Annotated in this window: 16 protein-coding genes; 5 read left to right on the top strand and 11 right to left on the bottom strand. The window is 66.8% G+C overall.

What is annotated here, in order from left to right; genetic code table 11:
• Positions 1-90 precede the first annotated feature (90 nt).
• On the top strand, positions 91-972 hold the full coding sequence (locus QE385_RS03240) for a PEP-CTERM sorting domain-containing protein (protein ID WP_307099028.1): 882 nt from the start codon (positions 91-93) through the stop codon (positions 970-972).
• Here QE385_RS03240 and QE385_RS03235 read toward each other — a convergent pair.
• The 4 genes from QE385_RS03235 to hppD all read right to left on the bottom strand — a co-directional run bounded on the left by QE385_RS03235 (position 962) and on the right by hppD (position 4400).
• Positions 962-1321, bottom strand: a complete 360-nt coding sequence (locus QE385_RS03235; RefSeq protein WP_307099026.1) for a Rieske (2Fe-2S) protein — start codon at positions 1319-1321, stop codon at positions 962-964. The two genes, QE385_RS03240 and QE385_RS03235, sit on opposite strands and share 11 nt — an antisense overlap.
• Positions 1318-1950: a maleylacetoacetate isomerase gene (gene maiA, locus QE385_RS03230; RefSeq protein WP_307099024.1), complete on the bottom strand. Its 633-nt coding sequence runs from the start codon at positions 1948-1950 to the stop codon at positions 1318-1320. Before maiA ends, QE385_RS03235 begins: the two co-directional genes overlap by 4 nt.
• Entirely contained in the window at positions 1947-3236 is a 1290-nt protein-coding gene (gene hmgA, locus QE385_RS03225) for a homogentisate 1,2-dioxygenase (protein ID WP_307099022.1), read from the bottom strand. Before hmgA ends, maiA begins: the two co-directional genes overlap by 4 nt.
• Before the next feature lie 102 nt (positions 3237-3338).
• Positions 3339-4400: a 4-hydroxyphenylpyruvate dioxygenase gene (hppD, locus tag QE385_RS03220; RefSeq protein WP_307099020.1), complete on the bottom strand. Its 1062-nt coding sequence runs from the start codon at positions 4398-4400 to the stop codon at positions 3339-3341.
• Between the two features lie 63 nt (positions 4401-4463).
• Between hppD and QE385_RS03215 the strand changes: the two genes are divergently transcribed.
• Positions 4464-4934 carry a MarR family winged helix-turn-helix transcriptional regulator gene (locus QE385_RS03215; protein ID WP_307099018.1) on the top strand — a complete coding sequence of 157 codons (471 nt, stop codon included), beginning with the start codon at positions 4464-4466 and terminating at the stop codon, positions 4932-4934.
• Here the strand turns inward: QE385_RS03215 and QE385_RS03210 are convergent.
• From QE385_RS03210 to QE385_RS03195, 4 genes are read right to left on the bottom strand one after another with little or no spacing between them, the layout of a single operon-like run.
• Positions 4913-5920, bottom strand: coding sequence for a glycosyltransferase family 4 protein (locus tag QE385_RS03210; RefSeq protein WP_307099015.1), 1008 nt, complete (start codon positions 5918-5920; stop codon positions 4913-4915). The two genes, QE385_RS03215 and QE385_RS03210, sit on opposite strands and share 22 nt — an antisense overlap.
• Positions 5917-7512 (bottom strand): alpha-amylase family glycosyl hydrolase, encoded by a 1596-nt coding sequence (locus QE385_RS03205; RefSeq protein ID WP_307099014.1) that lies wholly within the window; start codon positions 7510-7512, stop codon positions 5917-5919. Before QE385_RS03205 ends, QE385_RS03210 begins: the two co-directional genes overlap by 4 nt.
• On the bottom strand, positions 7509-8624 hold the full coding sequence (locus QE385_RS03200) for a glycosidase (RefSeq protein ID WP_307099012.1): 1116 nt from the start codon (positions 8622-8624) through the stop codon (positions 7509-7511). The genes QE385_RS03205 and QE385_RS03200 overlap by 4 nt, the downstream gene beginning before the upstream one ends.
• A gap of 36 nt (positions 8625-8660) precedes the next feature.
• Positions 8661-9293 (bottom strand): TetR/AcrR family transcriptional regulator, encoded by a 633-nt coding sequence (locus QE385_RS03195; protein ID WP_307099010.1) that lies wholly within the window; start codon positions 9291-9293, stop codon positions 8661-8663.
• 261 nt (positions 9294-9554) lie between these two features.
• Between QE385_RS03195 and mtnP the strand changes: the two genes are divergently transcribed.
• Entirely contained in the window at positions 9555-10430 is an 876-nt protein-coding gene (gene mtnP / locus QE385_RS03190) for an S-methyl-5'-thioadenosine phosphorylase (protein WP_307099008.1), read from the top strand.
• A gap of 3 nt (positions 10431-10433) precedes the next feature.
• On the opposite strand, the gene QE385_RS03185 is transcribed toward mtnP, so the two are convergent.
• The 3 genes from QE385_RS03185 to QE385_RS03175 all read right to left on the bottom strand — a co-directional run bounded on the left by QE385_RS03185 (position 10434) and on the right by QE385_RS03175 (position 14686).
• Complete coding sequence (locus QE385_RS03185) at positions 10434-11726, bottom strand: MFS transporter (protein ID WP_307099006.1); 1293 nt, start codon at positions 11724-11726, stop codon at positions 10434-10436.
• A 40-nt stretch (positions 11727-11766) separates the two neighbouring features.
• On the bottom strand, positions 11767-13251 hold the full coding sequence (locus tag QE385_RS03180; RefSeq protein ID WP_307099004.1) for an alginate export family protein: 1485 nt from the start codon (positions 13249-13251) through the stop codon (positions 11767-11769).
• A 106-nt stretch (positions 13252-13357) separates the two neighbouring features.
• Positions 13358-14686 carry a dicarboxylate/amino acid:cation symporter gene (locus QE385_RS03175; protein WP_307099001.1) on the bottom strand — a complete coding sequence of 443 codons (1329 nt, stop codon included), beginning with the start codon at positions 14684-14686 and terminating at the stop codon, positions 13358-13360.
• 241 nt (positions 14687-14927) lie between these two features.
• Here QE385_RS03175 and QE385_RS03170 point away from each other — a divergent pair, with 241 nt between their 5' ends.
• Positions 14928-16685, top strand: a complete 1758-nt coding sequence (locus QE385_RS03170) for an ATP-binding protein (RefSeq protein WP_307099000.1) — start codon at positions 14928-14930, stop codon at positions 16683-16685.
• Positions 16682-18004, top strand: a complete 1323-nt coding sequence (locus tag QE385_RS03165) for a sigma-54 dependent transcriptional regulator (protein WP_307098998.1) — start codon at positions 16682-16684, stop codon at positions 18002-18004. Before QE385_RS03170 ends, QE385_RS03165 begins: the two co-directional genes overlap by 4 nt.
• The last annotated feature ends 139 nt before the right edge of the window (positions 18005-18143 follow it).

Raw genomic sequence — 18143 nt, 5'->3', positions numbered from 1 at the left:
ATAGGGGTATAGGGTATATCGGGCGTTTCCGCAAGACGGCTTGCCGGGGCGGCGTCGGTTCGGCCAAGGTGGCGGATGCAACGGCGGGAGATGGCGGACGTGAAGGCATGGCGGCGATGGAGTGTGGCGCTGACGGCGTTCTTGGCGGGCACGGCGGCTCTGCCGGTCCGGGCGGAGACGATCCTGTTCGTCGGCAACAGCTTCACCTTCGGCGCCCACTCGCCGGTCATGCGCTATCGCCCCGATCTGGTCCGCGATCTCAACAATGAGGGGATCGGCGGCGTGCCCGCGCTGTTCAAGACCTTTGCCGAGGAGGCGGGGCAGAACTGGACGGTCAGTCTGGAGACCTCGCCGGGCAAGGACCTGGCGTTCCATTACGAGCAGAAACGGCGCGAGATCGATGGGCGCTGGGATGTCGTGATCCTCCAGGATTACAGCACGCTCGATGCGCAGCGCCCCGGCGATCCGACCCGCCATGCCGAGGCGGCGGGGCTGATCGCGTCGATGCTCCGTCGCGCCAATCCGCGCGTCCGCATCGAACTGGTCACCACCTGGAGCCGCGCCGACCTGACCTATCGCACCCCAAGTCCGTGGCGGGGCAAGCCGATCGACGCGATGGCGGACGATCTGGCGGCGGGCAATGCCTATGCCCTGCGTCGCAATCCGGAGATCGCGGGGGCGATCCCGGTGGGGCAGGCCTGGAACCGGGCATGGCGCGACCGGGTGGCCGATCCCAACCCCTATGACGGCATTGCCTATGGTCAGGTCGATTTGTGGACCTGGGACCAGTATCATGCCAGCGCGGCGGGCTATTATCTGGAGGCGCTGGTCGTGTTCGGAAAAGTGACCGGCTACGACGTCCGGCGACTGGGCGAGCAGGAGCGGGCGGGGCGCGATCTGGGCCTCGACCCGCGCGTGGTCGGCCGGTTGCAGGCCATCGCCCAGGCCGAGCTGACGCAGGCTATTCCGTGACGATCTTTCCGTCGCAGACGGCGACCGGCCAGGGGGTGAGCGCCTGCCCCATGCAGGGGCCGCCCAGGCAATGCCCGTCCTCGACCGCGAACAGCGCGCCGTGCCATGAACAGGCGATGCGCTCGCCGCCGGGCGTCAGATAGGCATCGAGTTCCTGCGCCAACGGCAGGCCCATATGCGGGCAGCGGTCGACATAGCCATGCACCATGGCGCCACGCCGGACGACGAAGCCGTGGAAACGTCCGGCGCGCATCTGGATCACGAAGTTGCGCGCCGCGCCGTCCGCGATCGTCTCCAGTGGGCCGAGCGTGATTCCCGCCGGGGTGGCGGCCAGCCGTTCCTCGCTCATCCCGCGTCCTCCTGCGCCTCGGGCGCGGCTTCGGGGGTGCGGCGTCGCAGCCGGTCGGCCGCGGCGGCCAGATGCGGGTAGGGGCTGAGGTCGACCGTGAACCGCTCGGCGTTATAGACCTGTGGCAGGACATGGCAGTCGGCCAGCGTCGGGGTATCGCCATAGGCATAGCCGCGCCCATGCCGCGCGATCAGCTTCTCCAGCGCGGCAAAGCCCTCCGCGATCCAGTGGGCGATCCAGCGCCGGACCGCGTCGTCATCGGCCATCATGTCTTGGCGAAGCATCGTCAGGACGCGCAGATTGTTGATCGGATGGATGTCGCACGCGACGATCGCCGCCATGGCGCGCACCACCGCGCGGCCAGCCGGATCGGCGGGAAGCAGCGGCGGATCGGGATAGCGCTCCTCCAGCCATTCGAGGATCGCCGGGCTCTGGATCAGCGCGCCGTCCGGGCCGTCCAGCACCGGCACCAGCCCTTGCGGTTGCAGCGCGCGATACGCCTCCGCCCGCTGCGCCCCCGTCCGCAGGTCGTGCGACACGCTGTCATAGGAGAGGCCCTTCAGCGCCAGCGCCAGCCGGACGCGATAGGCCGCGCTCGACCGCCAATAGCCGTGGAGCGTCAGGCTCATGGCAGCCGGGCCTTGGGGAAGTCCTTCCACACCGCGTCATAGTCGAGCTGCGCATGCGACAGGGCATGGGTGGTGGGCCGATAGGGCCAGCAGCTTTCCACCATGAACGCCATCGTCCCCTCGATCCGGTGCGGCTTGAGGTCGGCCGCGCTCGCCGCCTGCCAGCTGGCGAGGTCGGGGCCGTGCCCCGCCATCAGATTGTGCAGCGACAGCCCGCCGGGGCGAAAGCCTTCCGCCTTGGCATCATAGGCGCCGGTGATGAGGCCCATCGCCTCCGACATGACGTTGCGGTGGAACCAGGGCGGACGGAAGCTATCCTCCGCAACCATCCAGCGTGGCGGAAACAGCACGAGATCGGCATTGGCCCGGCCGGGCACGTCGCTGGGCGAGGTCAGCAGGGTGAAGATCGACGGATCGGGATGGTCGAAGCTGACCGTGTTGATCGTATTGAAGCGCGACAGATCGTACCGCCACGGCGCCAGATTGCCGTGCCAGGACACCACGTCGAGCGGGCTGTGGCCGAGCGTCATCGTCCAGAGCGAGCCGAGGAATTTCTGGACGACCTGGGTGGGCTCGTCGCGATCCTCGAACCAGGCGACGGGCGTCTCGAAATCGCGTGGATTGCCCAGGCCGTTGGCGCCGATCGGTCCCAGGTCGGGCAGCCGGAACAGGCTGCCATGGTTCTCGGCGACATAGCCGGACGCTTCGCCATCGGGCAACTCGATGCGGAAGCGCACGCCGCGCGGCACCAGCGCGATCTGGCCGGGCGCGATGTCGATCCGGCCCAGTTCGGTCAGGATCGTCAGGCGCCCCGATTGCGGCAGGAAGACCAGCTCGCCATCGGCGTCGACGAAGACCCGCGCCATGTCGCGGTTGCAGGCATAGACATGCACCGCGACGCCCTCCAGGTCGGCGGGGTCGCGATTGGCGAGCATCGTCGTCATGCCGTCCAGCCAGTCCGTCCCGGCGGGCGGCATCGGTGCCGGGTCCCAGCGCAGCCGGTTGGGGGGCAGGGGGGCGTCGCTGGTGCCGGCCGCGAAACGCGGCGCGCCGTCATAGGGCCGATAGGGCGGATGCTCGGCGGTCGGGCGCAGGCGATAGAGCCAGGAACGGCGGTTTTCGTGACGCGGCGCGGTAAAGGCGGTGCCCGACAGTTGCTCGGCATAGAGGCCGAAGGCGGGGCGCTGCGGCGAATTGCGGCCGATGGGGAGCGCGCCGGGGACCGCCTCGGTCGCGATGTGGTTGCCGAAGCCGGGGATGTAGCGCGGGGTTGCCGTCTCGTTCATGATCCTCTCCTTTGTCCGGGCACTCCTACCCGCCACGCCGTCGGTCACGGCGAAGCCGCGCCCCTGTGGCGTGGCCCCACCGTGCCAGCCGGTCGATCCTGGTCAGGCGTCGACCGTAATCACCCCGCGACGGATCTGGTCGAGTTCGATGCTCTCGAACAGCGCCTGGAAATTGCCGTTGCCAAAGCCCTCATTGCCCTTGCGCTGGATGATCTCGAAGAAGATCGGGCCGATCATATTCTCGGTGAAGATCTGGAGCAGGATGCCCTCTTCCCCGACATTGCCGTCGATCAGGATGCGGTTGCGCTTCAGCCGTTCCAGGTCCTCGCCATGGCCGGGCACGCGCTTGTCGACCAGTTCGTAATAGGTCTCGATCGTGTCCTGCAACCGGACGCCGCGCGCGCGCAGCTTTTCGACGGTCTCGTAGATATCGTCGGTGGTCAGCGCGAGATGCTGGATGCCTTCGCCATTATATTCGCGAATGAATTCCTCGATCTGGCTCTTCTCGTCCTGGCTCTCGTTCAGCGGGATGCGGATCGCCTTGTCGGGGGCGATCATCGCCTGGCTGAACAGCCCGGTCGCCTTGCCCTTGATGTCGAAATATTTCTGTTCCTCGAAACCGAACAGCTTGGAATAGAAGCCCGACCAGGTCCGCATCTCGCCGCGACGGACATTGTGGGTCAGATGATCGAGCAGGTCGAGCCCGACATTGTTCTCGGCCTCCGCCTGCTGCCAGCCCGCCACCTCGGTCCAGTTGGCGAACAGGTCGTCGCCCGCCTTGACCAGATAGAGATAGCTGCCGCCAATCCCCTCGATCGCCCGGGCGTCCGGGTTCAGGCAGCCGCGTGCCGCGTCGACCGGCACCGCGCCGCCCTTCACCGCATGGTCGAACGCCTCCGCCGGATCGGCCACGTAAAAGCCCATGCCGCTGGCCGAGGGGCCGTGCTCGCTGCGGAACTCGGCGGCCTGGCCTTCGGCCTCGGCGTTGAGGAGCAGGGTGATGCGCCCCTGCTTGTAGCGGGTGATCGCCTTGGTGGGGTGACGATGGGTGGGGACGAAGCCCATCATGTCGAACTGGCGCGCCAGCATGTCGGGTTCGGGGGTCGTGAATTCGCAGAAAGCGAAGCCGTCGAGGCCCAGCGGATTGTTCGGGGTGGTTGCCATGACGTCCAACTCCTGATCCAGTAACGTTGGAGACTAAATCGCAGACCGGAGAATTGGTGTCAAATGTTACGATCTCGCGAATTGCGGCTGGACGCCTTTCTGCCCTATCGCCTGTCGATCACCTCGAACCTAGTCAGCGACCATATCGCCAGCGCCTATCAGCAGCTGTTCGGGCTCACGATCCCGGAATGGCGGCTGATCGCGATCGTGGCGGAGGAAGGCGCGGTGGCGCAGTCGGCGGTGTGCGAGCGCAGCCGGATGGACAAGGTCACCGTCTCGCGCGCGGCGATCGCGATGGTCGGGCGCGGCTTGCTGGCCCGCACCGCGCATGACGGCGACCGACGCTCGCACTTGCTCGTCTTGACCGATGCGGGGCGAGAACTCTACGCAGATGTTTCACCCAAGGCCTTGGAATTGGAGGAACAATTATTCTCCAGTTTCAAACCGGAGGAGCTGGAGACATTCGTCGCCATGCTCCACCGGATCGACGCGGTCGCCTTGTCGCTGCGCGATCAGCCCAAGATGGAGCGGTAGAGCGCCAGATATTCGTCGGCCATCCGGTCGACCGAAAAGCGTGTCGCCGCCGCGCGGCGGCAGGCGGCCCGATCGATTTCGCCGATGCGCGCCACCGCCTCGATCGCCTGTTCGACCGTATCGACCAGAAAGCCGGTCACGCCGTCTTCGATCAGCTCGGCCATCGAGCCCCGCCGGATGGCGATGACCGGCGTGCCGCAGGCCATGGCCTCGACCACCGACAGGCCGAAGGGCTCGTCGAAATTGATGAGGTGCAGCAGGGCAAAGGCCTGCCCCAGCGTCGCGGTCCGGTCCGCACCGCCGACGGGGCCGCGATAGACGATCCGGTCGCCATCGACATGGGGCTGCACCTCGCGCTCCCAATAGCCCTGATCCTGTACGATCCCGGCCATCACCAGCCGCCGGTCGGCCGCCCGCGCGGTCGCGATCGCCTCCGACGCGCCCTTGTCGGGATGGATGCGACCAAAGAAGAGGAGGTCGTCACTACCCCTTGGATCGAAGGGAAAATCCTCGATCGGAATGCCGTGGTGAATGGTCGCGGCATAGCGCAGATCGGGGTGCCGATCCGCGTCCGAGATGGCGACATAATGCACCCGATCCTGATAGGGGGCGTACATCGGCAGGATACGCTCGGACGAAAAGCCATGGATCGTCGTGACCATCGGCGTATCGACCAGTCCCGAAAAGGCATGGGCCGGAAAATCGGCCTGATTGTGGATCAGGTCGAACTCGTCCGCCCGCTCGAACACGGCGGCGAGATGGCGCATCTCCCAGACCTTGGCATCGATCGACGGGTCTTCCGAATAGGCGGCGGGCACGGGCCCGGCCAGCCTGGCCTTGGTGATGCTGTCCTGGGTGGCGAACAGCGTCACATCGACGCCGCGCGCGACCAGGGCTTCGGTCAACAGGCTCGTCACCAACTCCCACGGGCCATAGGCGCGGGGCGGGGTACGCCACGCAATCGGGGCGATCATGGCGATTTTCATGCGTGGGTATCGACTTTCAGGATCAGCCCTTCGTCGGGGCGAAGCAGGGTGGGATCGGCATCGGACAGTGGGCCGGGCAGAGTGGAGAGCAGCGCCACGCCCGGCGGCAGCACGACCGGCGCCGGGGCGGACCCCAGGTTCAGCGCTACGACCAGCCGCTCGCCATCCTGTTCCCGTTCATAGGCCAGCACATCGCCGTCCGCCTCGATCAGCCGGATCGACCCGATGGCGAGCGCGGGCGTCATGCGCCGGAGCCGCAGCAGCGCATGGTGGAGCGCCAGCATCGAAGCGGGGTCCTCCAACTCGGCGGCGACATTGCGGCGCGGCCAGTCACCGCCCAGCGGCAACCAGGGCTCGCCGGTGGTGAACCCCCCATGAGGGCTGTCGTCCCATGGCATCGGCGTGCGGACGGGATCACGACCCAGCCCCAGTCCGGGTTCGCGCAACTCGCGGGGATCACGGACCCGATCGGGCGGGATATGGCCGTTCTCCATGCCGAGTTCGTCGCCATAATAAAGCGTCGGCGTACCGCGCAGCGTCAGCAGCAGCATGGCGGCAACCCGCGCCTGCGCGCATCCGCGCTTGGTGGCGCTGCGCGGGCGGTCATGATTGCCCAGCACCCAATTGGGCCAGCCGCCCGGGGGGAGGGCGGCCTCGTAACCCGCGATCATGCGGGCCAGTCCGCGCGCATTCCAGGGCGCATCGATCAGCTGGAAATTGAAGGGCAGGTGGACGCCTTCGCCCGCCAGTCCGTAATAGCGCATCAGTCGCTCGACCGGCAGATAGATCTCGCCGATCAGCACCCGGTCGTCACCTTTGCGACCAAAGGCATCGGCGATCGCGCGCATGTCGGCGGCGATGTCATGGACCTCGGGCTGGTCGGTCGAATGAAGCTGGAACACCCGGTTCATCTCGCCGGTCGCCGGGTCCCAGTCCGGGTTGAGCGGGTTGTCGGGAAACCCGGCATGCTTGACGATGTGCCACAACACGTCGATCCGGAAGCCGTCCACCCCGCGCGCGAACCAGAAGCGCAGGACGTCGAGCATCGCCGCCCGCACCGCCGGGTTGCGCCAGTTGAGGTCGGGCTGTTCCTTCAGAAAGGCATGATAATAATATTGGCCGGTCGTCGCGTCCCAGGTCCAGGCGGAGCCGCCGAAATCGCTGATCCAGTTGTTGGGCGATCCTCCGTCCGGCGCGGCGTCTTGCCAGATATACCAGTCGCGCTTGGGGTTGTCGCGCGATGCCCGGCTCTCGACGAACCAGGGATGCTGGTCGGAACTGTGATTGGGCACGAAGTCGAGCAGCAGCTTCAACCCGCGCGCATGGGCCGAGGCGAGCAGCGAGTCGAAATCCGCCAGCGTTCCGAAGCGCGGGTCGATGCCGCAATAATCGGCCACGTCATATCCGAAATCCGCCATAGGTGACGGAAAGATCGGCGAAAGCCAGATCGCATCCACCCCCAGCTCGACCAGATAGTCGAGCCGGTTCTCGATCCCGCGCAAATCCCCTATCCCGTCGCCATCGCTGTCCTGAAACGACCAGGGATAGATTTGATAGAGGACGGCCGACTGCCACCAGGGCCGTACGCTCACTGGAACAGATCCTTGGGCAGCCGGGTCATCCGGCAGGCCAGATCGGCCTCACCGCTGGCCACCAGATAATGATCGCCCATATCGACGATGCCGGTCGAGAAGACGACCGGCGTGGGCAGGTACATCTGGTGCGCGATGGAGGCGGTGAGGCTGGGGTTCGCTTCCAGCAGCGGACGCTCGTCCTCGATGCGCAGGATACGGGTCGGATCGTCCCTGTCGAATAGCGCCCAAAAGCTGCGGTAGATGCCCACCGACTCCCGCCGCTCGACGCCGTGATACAGCGTCAGCCAGCCCCGGTCGGTCAGGATCGGCGGGGTGCCGCCGCCGACCTTCATCGCCGAGGTCGAGGCCTTGCGCGCGCGGATGCCGGGTGCCTCGACCGGTTTCCAGTGAAGCCCGTCGGGCGATGTCGCGAAATTGATCGACGGACCGCCGACAAAGGGGCTGTCCTCGGGATAGGCGAAATAGACTTCGCCCAGCGGCCGGGTCAGCGCCATGAAGCGCCCGTCGACCAGCCCCTCGAAGAACAGCATGTCCTTGTTCTGATGGTCGAGGATGATCCCCGCCAGGCGATAGTCGAGCCCGTTGTCCGAGATGTGGAGCGTCGTCGAATGCCGCTCCGCCGAGACCGAACAGGTGGTCATGTACCAGCGATCGCCGACCCGGCTGATCCGCGCATCCTCGACCCCATAATCCTGCCATGAGGCGGCGGGCTCGATCGCCTTGTCGTAATGCACCGCCAGGACGGTCGCGCCGTCGGGGGAAAGCTCGACCGGTAACAACCAGGACAGCGAGGTCAGCGCCAATATGCGATGGGCCGAGCCGCGGATCGCGAACTGGCGCGGATCGGTCATGTCGACCCGGTCGACGGGATAGCGGTCGAGCGCATAGCCCGCCCCGGTCCAGCGGATCGCGCGGACATGATCGCCATCGACCGGGTTCGACAGCGCCTCGGCGACACGGACCATCAGCAGCAGATTGCCATTGGCCAGCCGGGTCATGCCCGGATTGAAGGCGCCCAGGACATAGGTCGGCTCGGCGATGCCCCGGCGCAGCGGCGACCGGGACAGGTCGACATCGTCGGGGCGAAAGATCAGCAGGTCGTCGGACATGTGCCGCCAACGCCTGCTGTCATCGCCCGTTCCCGCTCATCCGGCGCTGGCGACCTTCAGGAAGACCGACCAGCGATGCTCGAAGAAGTCGCTGGGGTCCAACCCCGAAAAGGGATCGGGCAATTCGAACTGCATCCGGCGACTGGGGCCGTCGATCATGTCGGCAAGCAGGTTGAACAGCGCGATCGGCGTCTCGTCCGCGCGCAGCAGCCCGACCTTTTGCGATGCCTGGATACAGGCGATGATCGGATCGGAGAGGACGCGGTCCCAGGTTGCGAAGCGCCGACGCAGTTCGTCGGAAAACACCGCTTCGGAGGTCAGGAAGGCGAGGAAACGGACCGTGTCGGGTTCGACGCAGAAGAAGAAGAAGCGGCGCGCGGAATTCTTCAGCCGCTCCAGCGGATCGCTGCCCTTGCTGTCTTCGACCATCGCCTGGTTGAGGCGATCCAGATCGCGCGACACCACCGCGTCGAGCAGCGCCATCTTGCCCGCATAACGCCGATAGATGGTGTGCTTGCTGACGCCGACGGAAAGGGCGATTTCCTCCATCGAGGTGCCCTCGATCCCGCGACGGCAAAACGCCTCGCGCGCCCCCGACATGATGATATCGTCGATCTGCTGTGCCTGCTCCCGGGTCGGGCGACCAGCAGTCCTTTTCGTAATGGCCATGATCCCCCTTCTGCGGCCTTATCCCTGCGCCGTCAAATTCAACTGCACCGCGTCGTGTCGTTTATGCAAAATGCGTGGTCCAGGGGAATTGCAGGACTTGAACGTCATGAGGTTCGGGGAGTTTCACGGCCGGCTCAAATTTTCGCCTTTCGGGCCGTCGCCGCTGGCGGCTTTGGCATGCGGACAGGGGGATCGCCGGCCCACCCCTTTGCTTTGCGACCCGGAGCGCCTAACCGGCCCGTCATGGAACAGGAGCAGGGCATGACGGGCTGGACGATCGGGATCATCGGCGGATCGGGTCTGTATGCGATCGACGCACTGGAGGATGTCGAGCCGCTGGTGGTCGACACGCCCTGGGGCGCGCCGTCGGACACGCTGGTGCGCGGGCGGATCGGTGCGGTGCGGTTCGTCTTCCTGCCCCGCCATGGCCGGGGGCATCGCCTCTCGCCGACCGAGGTCAATGCGCGCGCCAATATCCATGCGCTGAAGCTGGCGGGATGCACCGACGTCCTCGCCATCTCGGCCATCGGGTCGCTGCGCGAGGAGCTGGCGCCGGGCCGTTTCGTCGCGGTCGACCAGTTCATCGACCGGACGGTGCACCGTGACACCAGCTTCTTCGGCGCAGGCCTCGTCGCGCATGTCTCGATGGCGGACCCCGTCTGTCCGCGCCTGTCGGCGCTGGCGGCGCAGGCTGGGGAGCGCGCCGGGGCGTCGGTGACGCATGGCGGCACCTATCTGGCGATGGAGGGGCCCCAATTCTCGACCCGTGCCGAAAGCCTGCTCTATCGCCAATGGGGCGCCGACGTCATCGGCATGACCGCCATGCCCGAGGCCAAGCTCGCGCGTGAGGCGGAGCTGCCCTATGCGCTGATCGGCATGGTCACCGATTATGACTGCTGGCGCGAGGACGAGGCGCATGTCGAGGTCGACGCGGTGCTGGCGCAACTGGCCCGGAATGCGGCGACTGCGCGCGGGCTGGTGACCGAGCTGGCGGCCTTGCTGCCCGCGGAGCGGACCGCGTCGCCGATCGATACGGTGCTCGACCAGGCGCTGATCACCCATGGTTCGCATATCGACCGGGCCAAGGCCGACAGCCTCGGCCCGATCGTGTCGCGCGTCCTGGCCGCGCGGGGTTGAGGATCAGTCCTCAACGATCTGGCTGTGGTTGCGGGTGTCGCGCATCCGCAGATAGACGATCAGCGAGACGCCGATCATCGCGGTGACATACCAGTAGAAGCCCTGTTCGAACCCGGCCTTCTTGAACAGCAGGGCGACAGACTCCGCCGTGCCGCCGAAGATGGTGTTGGCCAGCGCATAGGGCAAAGCGACGCCCAGCGCGCGGATATGCGCCGGGAACAGCTCGGCCTTCACCACCGCGTTGATCGAGGTATAACCGGTCACGATGATCAGCGCGATCATCACCAGTCCGCCCGCCACCATCGGATCGCGCGTCGTCGCCAGCGTCGAGAAGATGGGATAGGTGAACAGCACGCCCGCGATGCCGAACGCGACCATCAGCGGCTTGCGCCCGATCCGGTCCGACAGTCCGCCCGCCACCGGCTGAAGCAGCATGAAGACGAACAGCGTGACGGCGTTGATCTGGCTGGCGACCTCGCGGCTGAACCCGCTGGTGTTGACCAGGAACTTCTGCATGTAGATCGAATAGGCATAGAAGGCGAGGGTGCCGCCCGCCGTCAGCAGCATCACGGTCAGCGTCTCGCGCGGGTGCTTGGTGAACAGCTGGATCAGGCCCGATTGCGGCGCGCCGTCCTTCTTGGCGTTCTCGAAGCTCTTCGTCTCGGCCAGCCCGCGCCGGATATAGAAGACGACGACCGCCAGCACCGCGCCCAGCGCGAACGGGACGCGCCAGCCCCATTCGTCCAGCGCCGCCTCCGAAAGCGTCGCCTGCAGGATCAGCAGGACACAGATGGCGAGCAGCTGGCCCGAGATCAGCGTGACATATTGGAAGGACGAAAAGAATCCGCGCCGGTCCTTGCCCGCCATCTCGGTCAGATAGGTCGCGCTGGCGCCATATTCGCCGCCGACCGACAGCCCCTGCATCAGCCGCGCCAGGACGAGAAGCGCCGGGGCGGCGATCCCGATCGTCGCATAGCCCGGCGTCACCGCGATGATGAGCGACCCCAGGCACATCAGCGTGACCGACAGGCTGAGCCCGGCCTTGCGCCCCTTGCGATCGGCATAGATGCCCATCACCCATGCCCCGATCGGCCGCATGATGAAACCGACCGCGAAGACCGCCGCCGCGCTCAGCAGCTGCGCGGTGCGGTCTTCGGACGGAAAGAAGTGCGGCGCGAAATACAGGGTGAAGGCGGAGTAGACATACCAGTCGAACCATTCGACGAGATTGCCGGTCGAGCCGCCGATAATGGCCTTCAGCCGCTCGCGCCCGGGGTCGGCGATACTGGTGGTCATGTCATACTCCCTTTGGTTGCATCTTGCCCGCGAACGATCCTCAGAAGCGGAAGCTGAGCCAGCCGGCCCAGAAATCCGAACTCTTGAGGTTGGCGCGTTGCATCACCGTGTCCGCCTTGAAATGTTCGTACCGCCCGGTGAACGAAAAGCGCGGCGTGATGGTCCAGACCGCCTGCAGGCGGGCGACCTCGCCGATCTTCTTGCCCCGGACATTCTGGGTTCCCGCCCAGGGGGCGCCGCTGGCGCGATAGACCGCGTCGAACTCGTCGGGACGCCAGGCAAAGCCATATTCGGTCGCCAGCCGCACGCCCTTGATCGGCGTGAAGGTGAAGTTCGGCGCCGCGTACAGCAGGTTGGTCGGCGTCAGGAACAGGCCATAGCTGTAATAGATATTGTTGCCGAACAGGCCGTTGGTCGTGTTCAGCTCGCCGGTCCGCTGATAGGAACCGCCGCCCGAGCCATAGTCGAAATGGACGCCGACGCGTGGGGCATCGGGCTTCTTGCCCAGGCGATAGGTCTGCGCGATGAACGCCTGCCACGCCGAGATCGGGCGATTGGCGAAGGTGCCGCGCTGGTTGTTGACCGTCCAGTCGATATTGACCGGCCCGGCATCGCCATAGGCATGCAGGCCCAGGAAATAGCGTTCCTCCAGCCCGGTGGTCGGCCCCCAGACGGCACGACGGTTGCGCAGCCGCCAGATGAAGGGATCGAGATAGAGCTTCGATCCGCCGAACAGCTTGGGCGACAGGCGGAAGCCGAAGGTCGCGCCGGTGAAGCGCACGTCCGGGTTGGTCTTGTCGTCGCTGATGCCCTGGAAGCCGTAGGTGACATAGTTCAGGTCGAACACATCGACCCGCGCATCCTTGCCGCGGGCATAGGCGCGAACGCCGTCCAGCACGAAATACAGCGTGTTGTTGTCGCGACCTACGGTCAGAAGCTGCGGCCCGTCGTAAAATTCCTGACGGCCCGCGCGCACGCCGACATCCAGGCCCAGCGCCTTGCCCTTCACCTCGGCGAACAGCTGCTGCACCGCCAGCTTGTTGCGCAGGTTGCCGCCCGGCGTGCCCAGGTTGATGCCCTGAAGCTCGGCACGGCCCAGTTCGCCGAAGACGCGGAAATGGTCGCCCAGATGGACGTCAGCGCCACCGATGATGCGCGCAATGTCCTGCCGCTGCTGCTCGACCTCGCGCAGATTGGGATTGGTCGTGATGTTGACCCGCGTGCGCAGCTCGCCCGAGAAGGTGACATAGGACTTGCCGTCCTCGGTCAGCTTCACGCATTTGAGCGCGTCGATGACATCGTCCCGCTTGGCGGGGTCGCACATCTTGCGCCAGTCCTCGGCCCAGCGCGACTGGTTGTAACCGCCGGCGGTGTTGCCGTCACCCGACGCACTGGCCGGATAGGCGGTGCTGGCGGGACTGGCGGGTTCGGATGCCGCCTTGGGGGTGACGGTCTGCGCCGTCACCGGGGACGCGGCGAGCCCCGCGGTCATTATGGCCGTACCGAAAAGCCAACGAAACTTCATGAAATACCCCCCTCAATCAAACCACTTTGCCAAGACGATGGCGCCCTTATCGCACCCAGGTAAACAAATGACCCGGCCGATGGGAGCGGCCGGGCCTGTACCGGGATCAGGCGATGACGGGCCGGGCGGCGGGATCGGGGAGGATAGGGGTGCCGTTCAGCGCGGCGTCGAGCGCGTCCTTGTCGAGGGCATTCTCCCAGCGGGCGACGACGACCGTCGCGACGGCGTTGCCGATGAAGTTGGTCAGGCTGCGGCATTCCGACATGAAGCGGTCGACGCCCAGGATCAGCGCCATGCCCGCGACCGGCACGTCCGGCACGATCGACAGGGTGGCGGCCAGGGTGATGAAGCCCGCGCCGGTGACGCCCGCCGCACCCTTGGACGAGAGCATCGCGACGAGGAGCAGGGCCAGCTGCTGGCCGAGCGACAGGTCCACGCCGCAGGCCTGGGCGATGAACAGCGCCGCCAGCGTCATGTAGATGTTGGTGCCGTCGAGGTTGAACGAATAGCCGGTGGGGACGACGAGGCCGACGACCGACTTTTCGCAACCGGCCTTCTCCATCTTCTGGAGCAGGCTGGGCAGCGCGGCTTCCGAAGACGAGGTGCCCAGAACCAGCAGCAGCTCGGCCTTCAGATAGCGGATCAGCTTCAGGACCGAGAAGCCGTTGGCGCGGGCGATGGTGCCCAGCACGACGACGACGAACAGGATCGAGGTGAGGTAGAAGGTCGCGACCAGCGCGCCGAGGTTGACGAGGCTGCCGACGCCATACTTGCCGATGGTGAAGGCGATGGCGCCGAAGGCCCCGATCGGCGCGGCGCGCATCAGGATGCCGACCAGGCGGAAGATGACGACGCTGATCCGCTCCAGGCTGGTCAGCAGCGGGCGGGCGGGCTCGCCGACCAGCGCCATGGCCACGCCGAACAGGATGGCGACCATCAGCACCTGCAGGATATTGCCCTGGGTGAAGGCGCTGACCAGCGTGTCGGGGATGATGCCCAGCAGGAAGCCGGTGACGGTCGTGTCATGCGCCTTGGCGGTATATTCGGCGATCGATCCGGCGTTCAGCGTGGCGGGATCGATGTTCATGCCCGCGCCAGGTTGGACGACATTGGCGACGATCAGACCGACGACCAGCGCGAAGGTCGACACGGTGATGAAGTAGAAAAAGGCCTTGCCCGCGACGCGGCCGACCGAGCCCAGCTCGCGCATGCCCGCGATGCCGGTGACGACGGTCAGGAAGATGACGGGGGCGATGATCATCTTCACCAGCTTGATGAAGGCATCGCCGATCGGCTTCAGCGACTCGCCGAAGGAGGGCCAGAAATGGCCGATGACCGCGCCGAGCGCGATCGCGAAGAGAACCTGGACATAGAGATGGGACCAGATACGCGCCCGGCGGGGCGCCTCTGCCACGGCATAATCCTGAGCGATCATGACTTTAGGACATCCTCTGCAAAAAAGGGCCGGACGCGGTAGGCCGCGCTTCCGAATTGCCGTGAGTGTGCGGGATGCACGTACGCATTACAAATTTTCCGGAGTAGCACCTAAGCTATTGTAAAATAACGATATAGAAATGGGTTGCCAGCAGCGTAGCGCGAAAATCCGCATGGCGCTTGGTGGTGGGTTGCGATATTCCGCACATATGCCGCCGACATGGTCCGTCATCCGTCTGTATATGCAGCGCTATGCGCTGCCGCTGATCGGCGTGCTGGTCCTGACCATCGCGGCGGCGGCGATCCTGCGGGTCTATGCGCATCGCCAGGCCGTGGCAGAGCTGCGTGCCGAGGCCGTCCGCGTGGCCCGGCAGGAAGAGCGGTTGCTCAACAGCGAGTTGCAGCGCTTTCGCCTGCTTCCGATCGTGCTGGTCGAATATCCGGATGTGGGCGCGGCGTTGCGCAACGGATCGGTCCGCGCGGCCGAGCGGCTGAACGAAAAGCTGCGCGGACTGGCGGAGCGGACCGGCGCGCCCGTCATCTATGCGATCGACCGGCGGGGGCGGACCATCTCGGCCTCCAATGCGGGCCAGTCGGACAGTTTCGTCGGGCGAGATTACAGCTTCCGCCCCTATTTCCGGCAGGCGATGCGCACCGGCACTTCCGAATATTTCGCGCTGGGCAATACCAGCCTTCGCCCCGGCCTGTTCCTCGCGCGGCGGATCGGCCCCGCCTCGGCCCCGGACGGCGTCGTGGTGGTGAAGGTCGAATTCGCCCGGATGGTGCAGGCCTGGGCCAGCGACGCGGGCCAGACGCTGCTGCTCGACGAGCATGGCGTGGTGGTGGTCACGACCGATCCGCGCGCGGTCTTCACCCTGACCCGCCCGCTCACTGCCGCGGCGCGGGCGGCGATCCGCCAGAGCCAGCAATTCGGCGACATCCTGCTGCGTCCCGGCCCCTTTCGCATCACCGGGGGGGACGCGACCGACCGCGACGGTGCGCGCTATGTCGCCGGGACCACGGCGGCGCCGCTGCCACGCTGGCGGCTCGTCCATGTCCTGCCGTCGCGTCCCGCGCTCAAGGAGGCGGATGGCTGGGTCCGTTCGGCGACCGCGCTGATCGCGGTCGGGCTGATCGGTCTGACGCTGCTGGCGATCTGGCGCCGGACCCGCGCCGAACGCGCCGCACTGGCGCGCGAGGCGCTGGAGCAGGAGGTCGCCCGCCGCACCGCCGAGCTTCGCGCGACCAACGACCAGCTGACCGTCGAAATCTCCGAGCGCATCCGGGCGGACCAGCGGTTCCGTGCCGCGCGCGAGGAACTGGCCCAGGCTAATCGGTTAGGCTCGCTGGGATCGATCACGGCGGGCGTCGCGCATGAGATCAACCAGCCGGTGGCGGCGATCCGCACCCTGGCCGACAATGCCCGCACCTTCCTGGCCCGCGACAGGCCCGACCGGGCGGCGACCAACCTGGCGACCATCGTCGAGCTGACCGAGCGGATCGGGTCGATCGTCCAGGAGATGCGCCGTTTCGTCCGGCGGGGCACGCATGGCATCGGTGCGGTATCGCTGAACGAAGTGCTCGACGGCACCATGTTGTTGATCGGCGACCGTTTCCGCACCGCCGGGGTCGCATTGGAGCGTCCCGGCGGCGGCGCGCTCCCACGGGTGGTGGCGGGGCGGGTCCGGCTGGAGCAGGTGCTGGTCAATCTGCTCCAGAACGCGCTCGACGCCGTGGCGGACCGCCCGGCGCCGCGCGTGCGGCTGACCGTCACCGAGCAGCCGGACGGGGTGGACCTGACCGTCGAGGATAACGGGCCGGGCCTGGACCCCGCCATCGCCACCGAGATTTTCACCCCCTTCGTCACCGGCAAGCCCGACGGGCTCGGCCTGGGACTGGGGATCGCAAGGGATATCATGACGGAGTTTGGCGGCATGCTGGAGGTCATCCCCTCGACGCTGGGCGGTGCGGGGTTCCGCATCCGGATGCGCCGGGCATGAGCGATACGCTGCGCGTCCTGCTGGTCGATGACGACACGGTGCTGCGCCAGGCGCTGGCCCAGTCGTTCGAGCTGGCGGGGATCGATGTCGAGCCGCATGGCGACCCGCTGGCGGCACTCGCTCGGATCGATGCCGATTTTCCGGGGATGGTCGTCTCCGACATCCGGATGCCGGGGATCGACGGGATCGAACTGGCCCGGCGGGTCGCGGCGATCGACAGCGAGATCCCCGTGATCCTGATGACCGGGCATGGCGACGTGCCGATGGCGGTCGCCGCACTGAAACAGGGGGTGTTCGATTTCGTCGCCAAGCCCTTCGCCGCGGATCACCTGATCGCCAGCGCCGAACGCGCGCTGGAGATGCGGCGGCTGGTGCTGGACAATCGGAGGTTGCGGCTGGCGGCGGAGGAGGCGCAGGGGGCCTATCCACTGATCGGCGAAACCCCGGTGATGATGCGGCTGCGCGACACCGTGCGGCAGGTGGCGCAGGCCGATGTCGACGTGCTGATCGAGGGGGAGACGGGGACCGGCAAGGAACTGGTCGCGCTCTTGCTCCACCGCTGGAGCGGGCGGCGGACGCGCCCCTTCGTCGCGGTCGATTGTGCGGCCTTGCCCGAGGCGATCGCCGAGGACGAGCTGTTCGGCCAGGCGCATGGCCGGACGCCGGGGCGGATCGCGGCGGCGAATCGCGGCACGCTGTTCCTCGACGAGGTGGACAGCATGGCGCCCGCCCTGCAGGGCCGGATGCTGCGTGTGGTCGAGGAGCGCGAAGTGCGCGCCATCGGTGCCGAGGATCCGCAGATCCTGGATCTGCGGATCGTGGCCGCCGCCAAGTCCGACCTGGCGCGGGCGGTGGACGAGGGACGGTTCCGCGCCGACCTTCTCTATCGGCTCGATGCGGTGCGGTTGCGCGTACCGCCGCTGCGGGAGCGGCGCGCCGATGTGCCGCTGCTCTTCGCCCATTTCCTGCGCGAGGCGGCCGAGCGATTCGGTCGCCCGGTGCCGATGATCGACGGGGCGATCCAGGCCCGGCTGTTGTCGCACGACTGGCCGGGCAATGTCCGCGAGGTGCGCAACTACGCCAATCGCGTCGCGCTGGGCCTGTCGGGCGAGGGGCAGGCGGAGGGCGATCCGCTGCCGCTGCCACTGCCCGAACGGGTCGAGCGGTTCGAGGGGGCGACGATCCGCGCGGTGCTGGAGGAAGCGGCGGGCGATGTCCGCGCCGCGCTCGCCATCCTGGGCATTCCGCGCAAGACCTTCTACGACAAGGTCGCGCGCCACGGCATCGACCTGAACGCCTATCGGCCCCAGCGAAGCTAGGCTGGACCGGCATTCACGATTGCGTCTTCTTCCCCTCTCCCCTGGACAGGGGAGAGGGTTAGCGAAGCTTGCCAGCCTGCTGGCTAGCGCAGCTTGGGTGAGGGGTCGAGCGAGCCCAAGGCTCGCGCGCTCGCGAAGC

The sequence above is a fragment of the Sphingomonas sp. SORGH_AS_0950 genome (assembly GCF_030818415.1).
In the GTDB taxonomy this organism is placed as follows: domain Bacteria; phylum Pseudomonadota; class Alphaproteobacteria; order Sphingomonadales; family Sphingomonadaceae; genus Sphingomonas.
The sequence above is the reverse complement of the archived record's forward strand: the minus strand, read 5'-3'. Positions and strand labels throughout refer to the sequence as shown.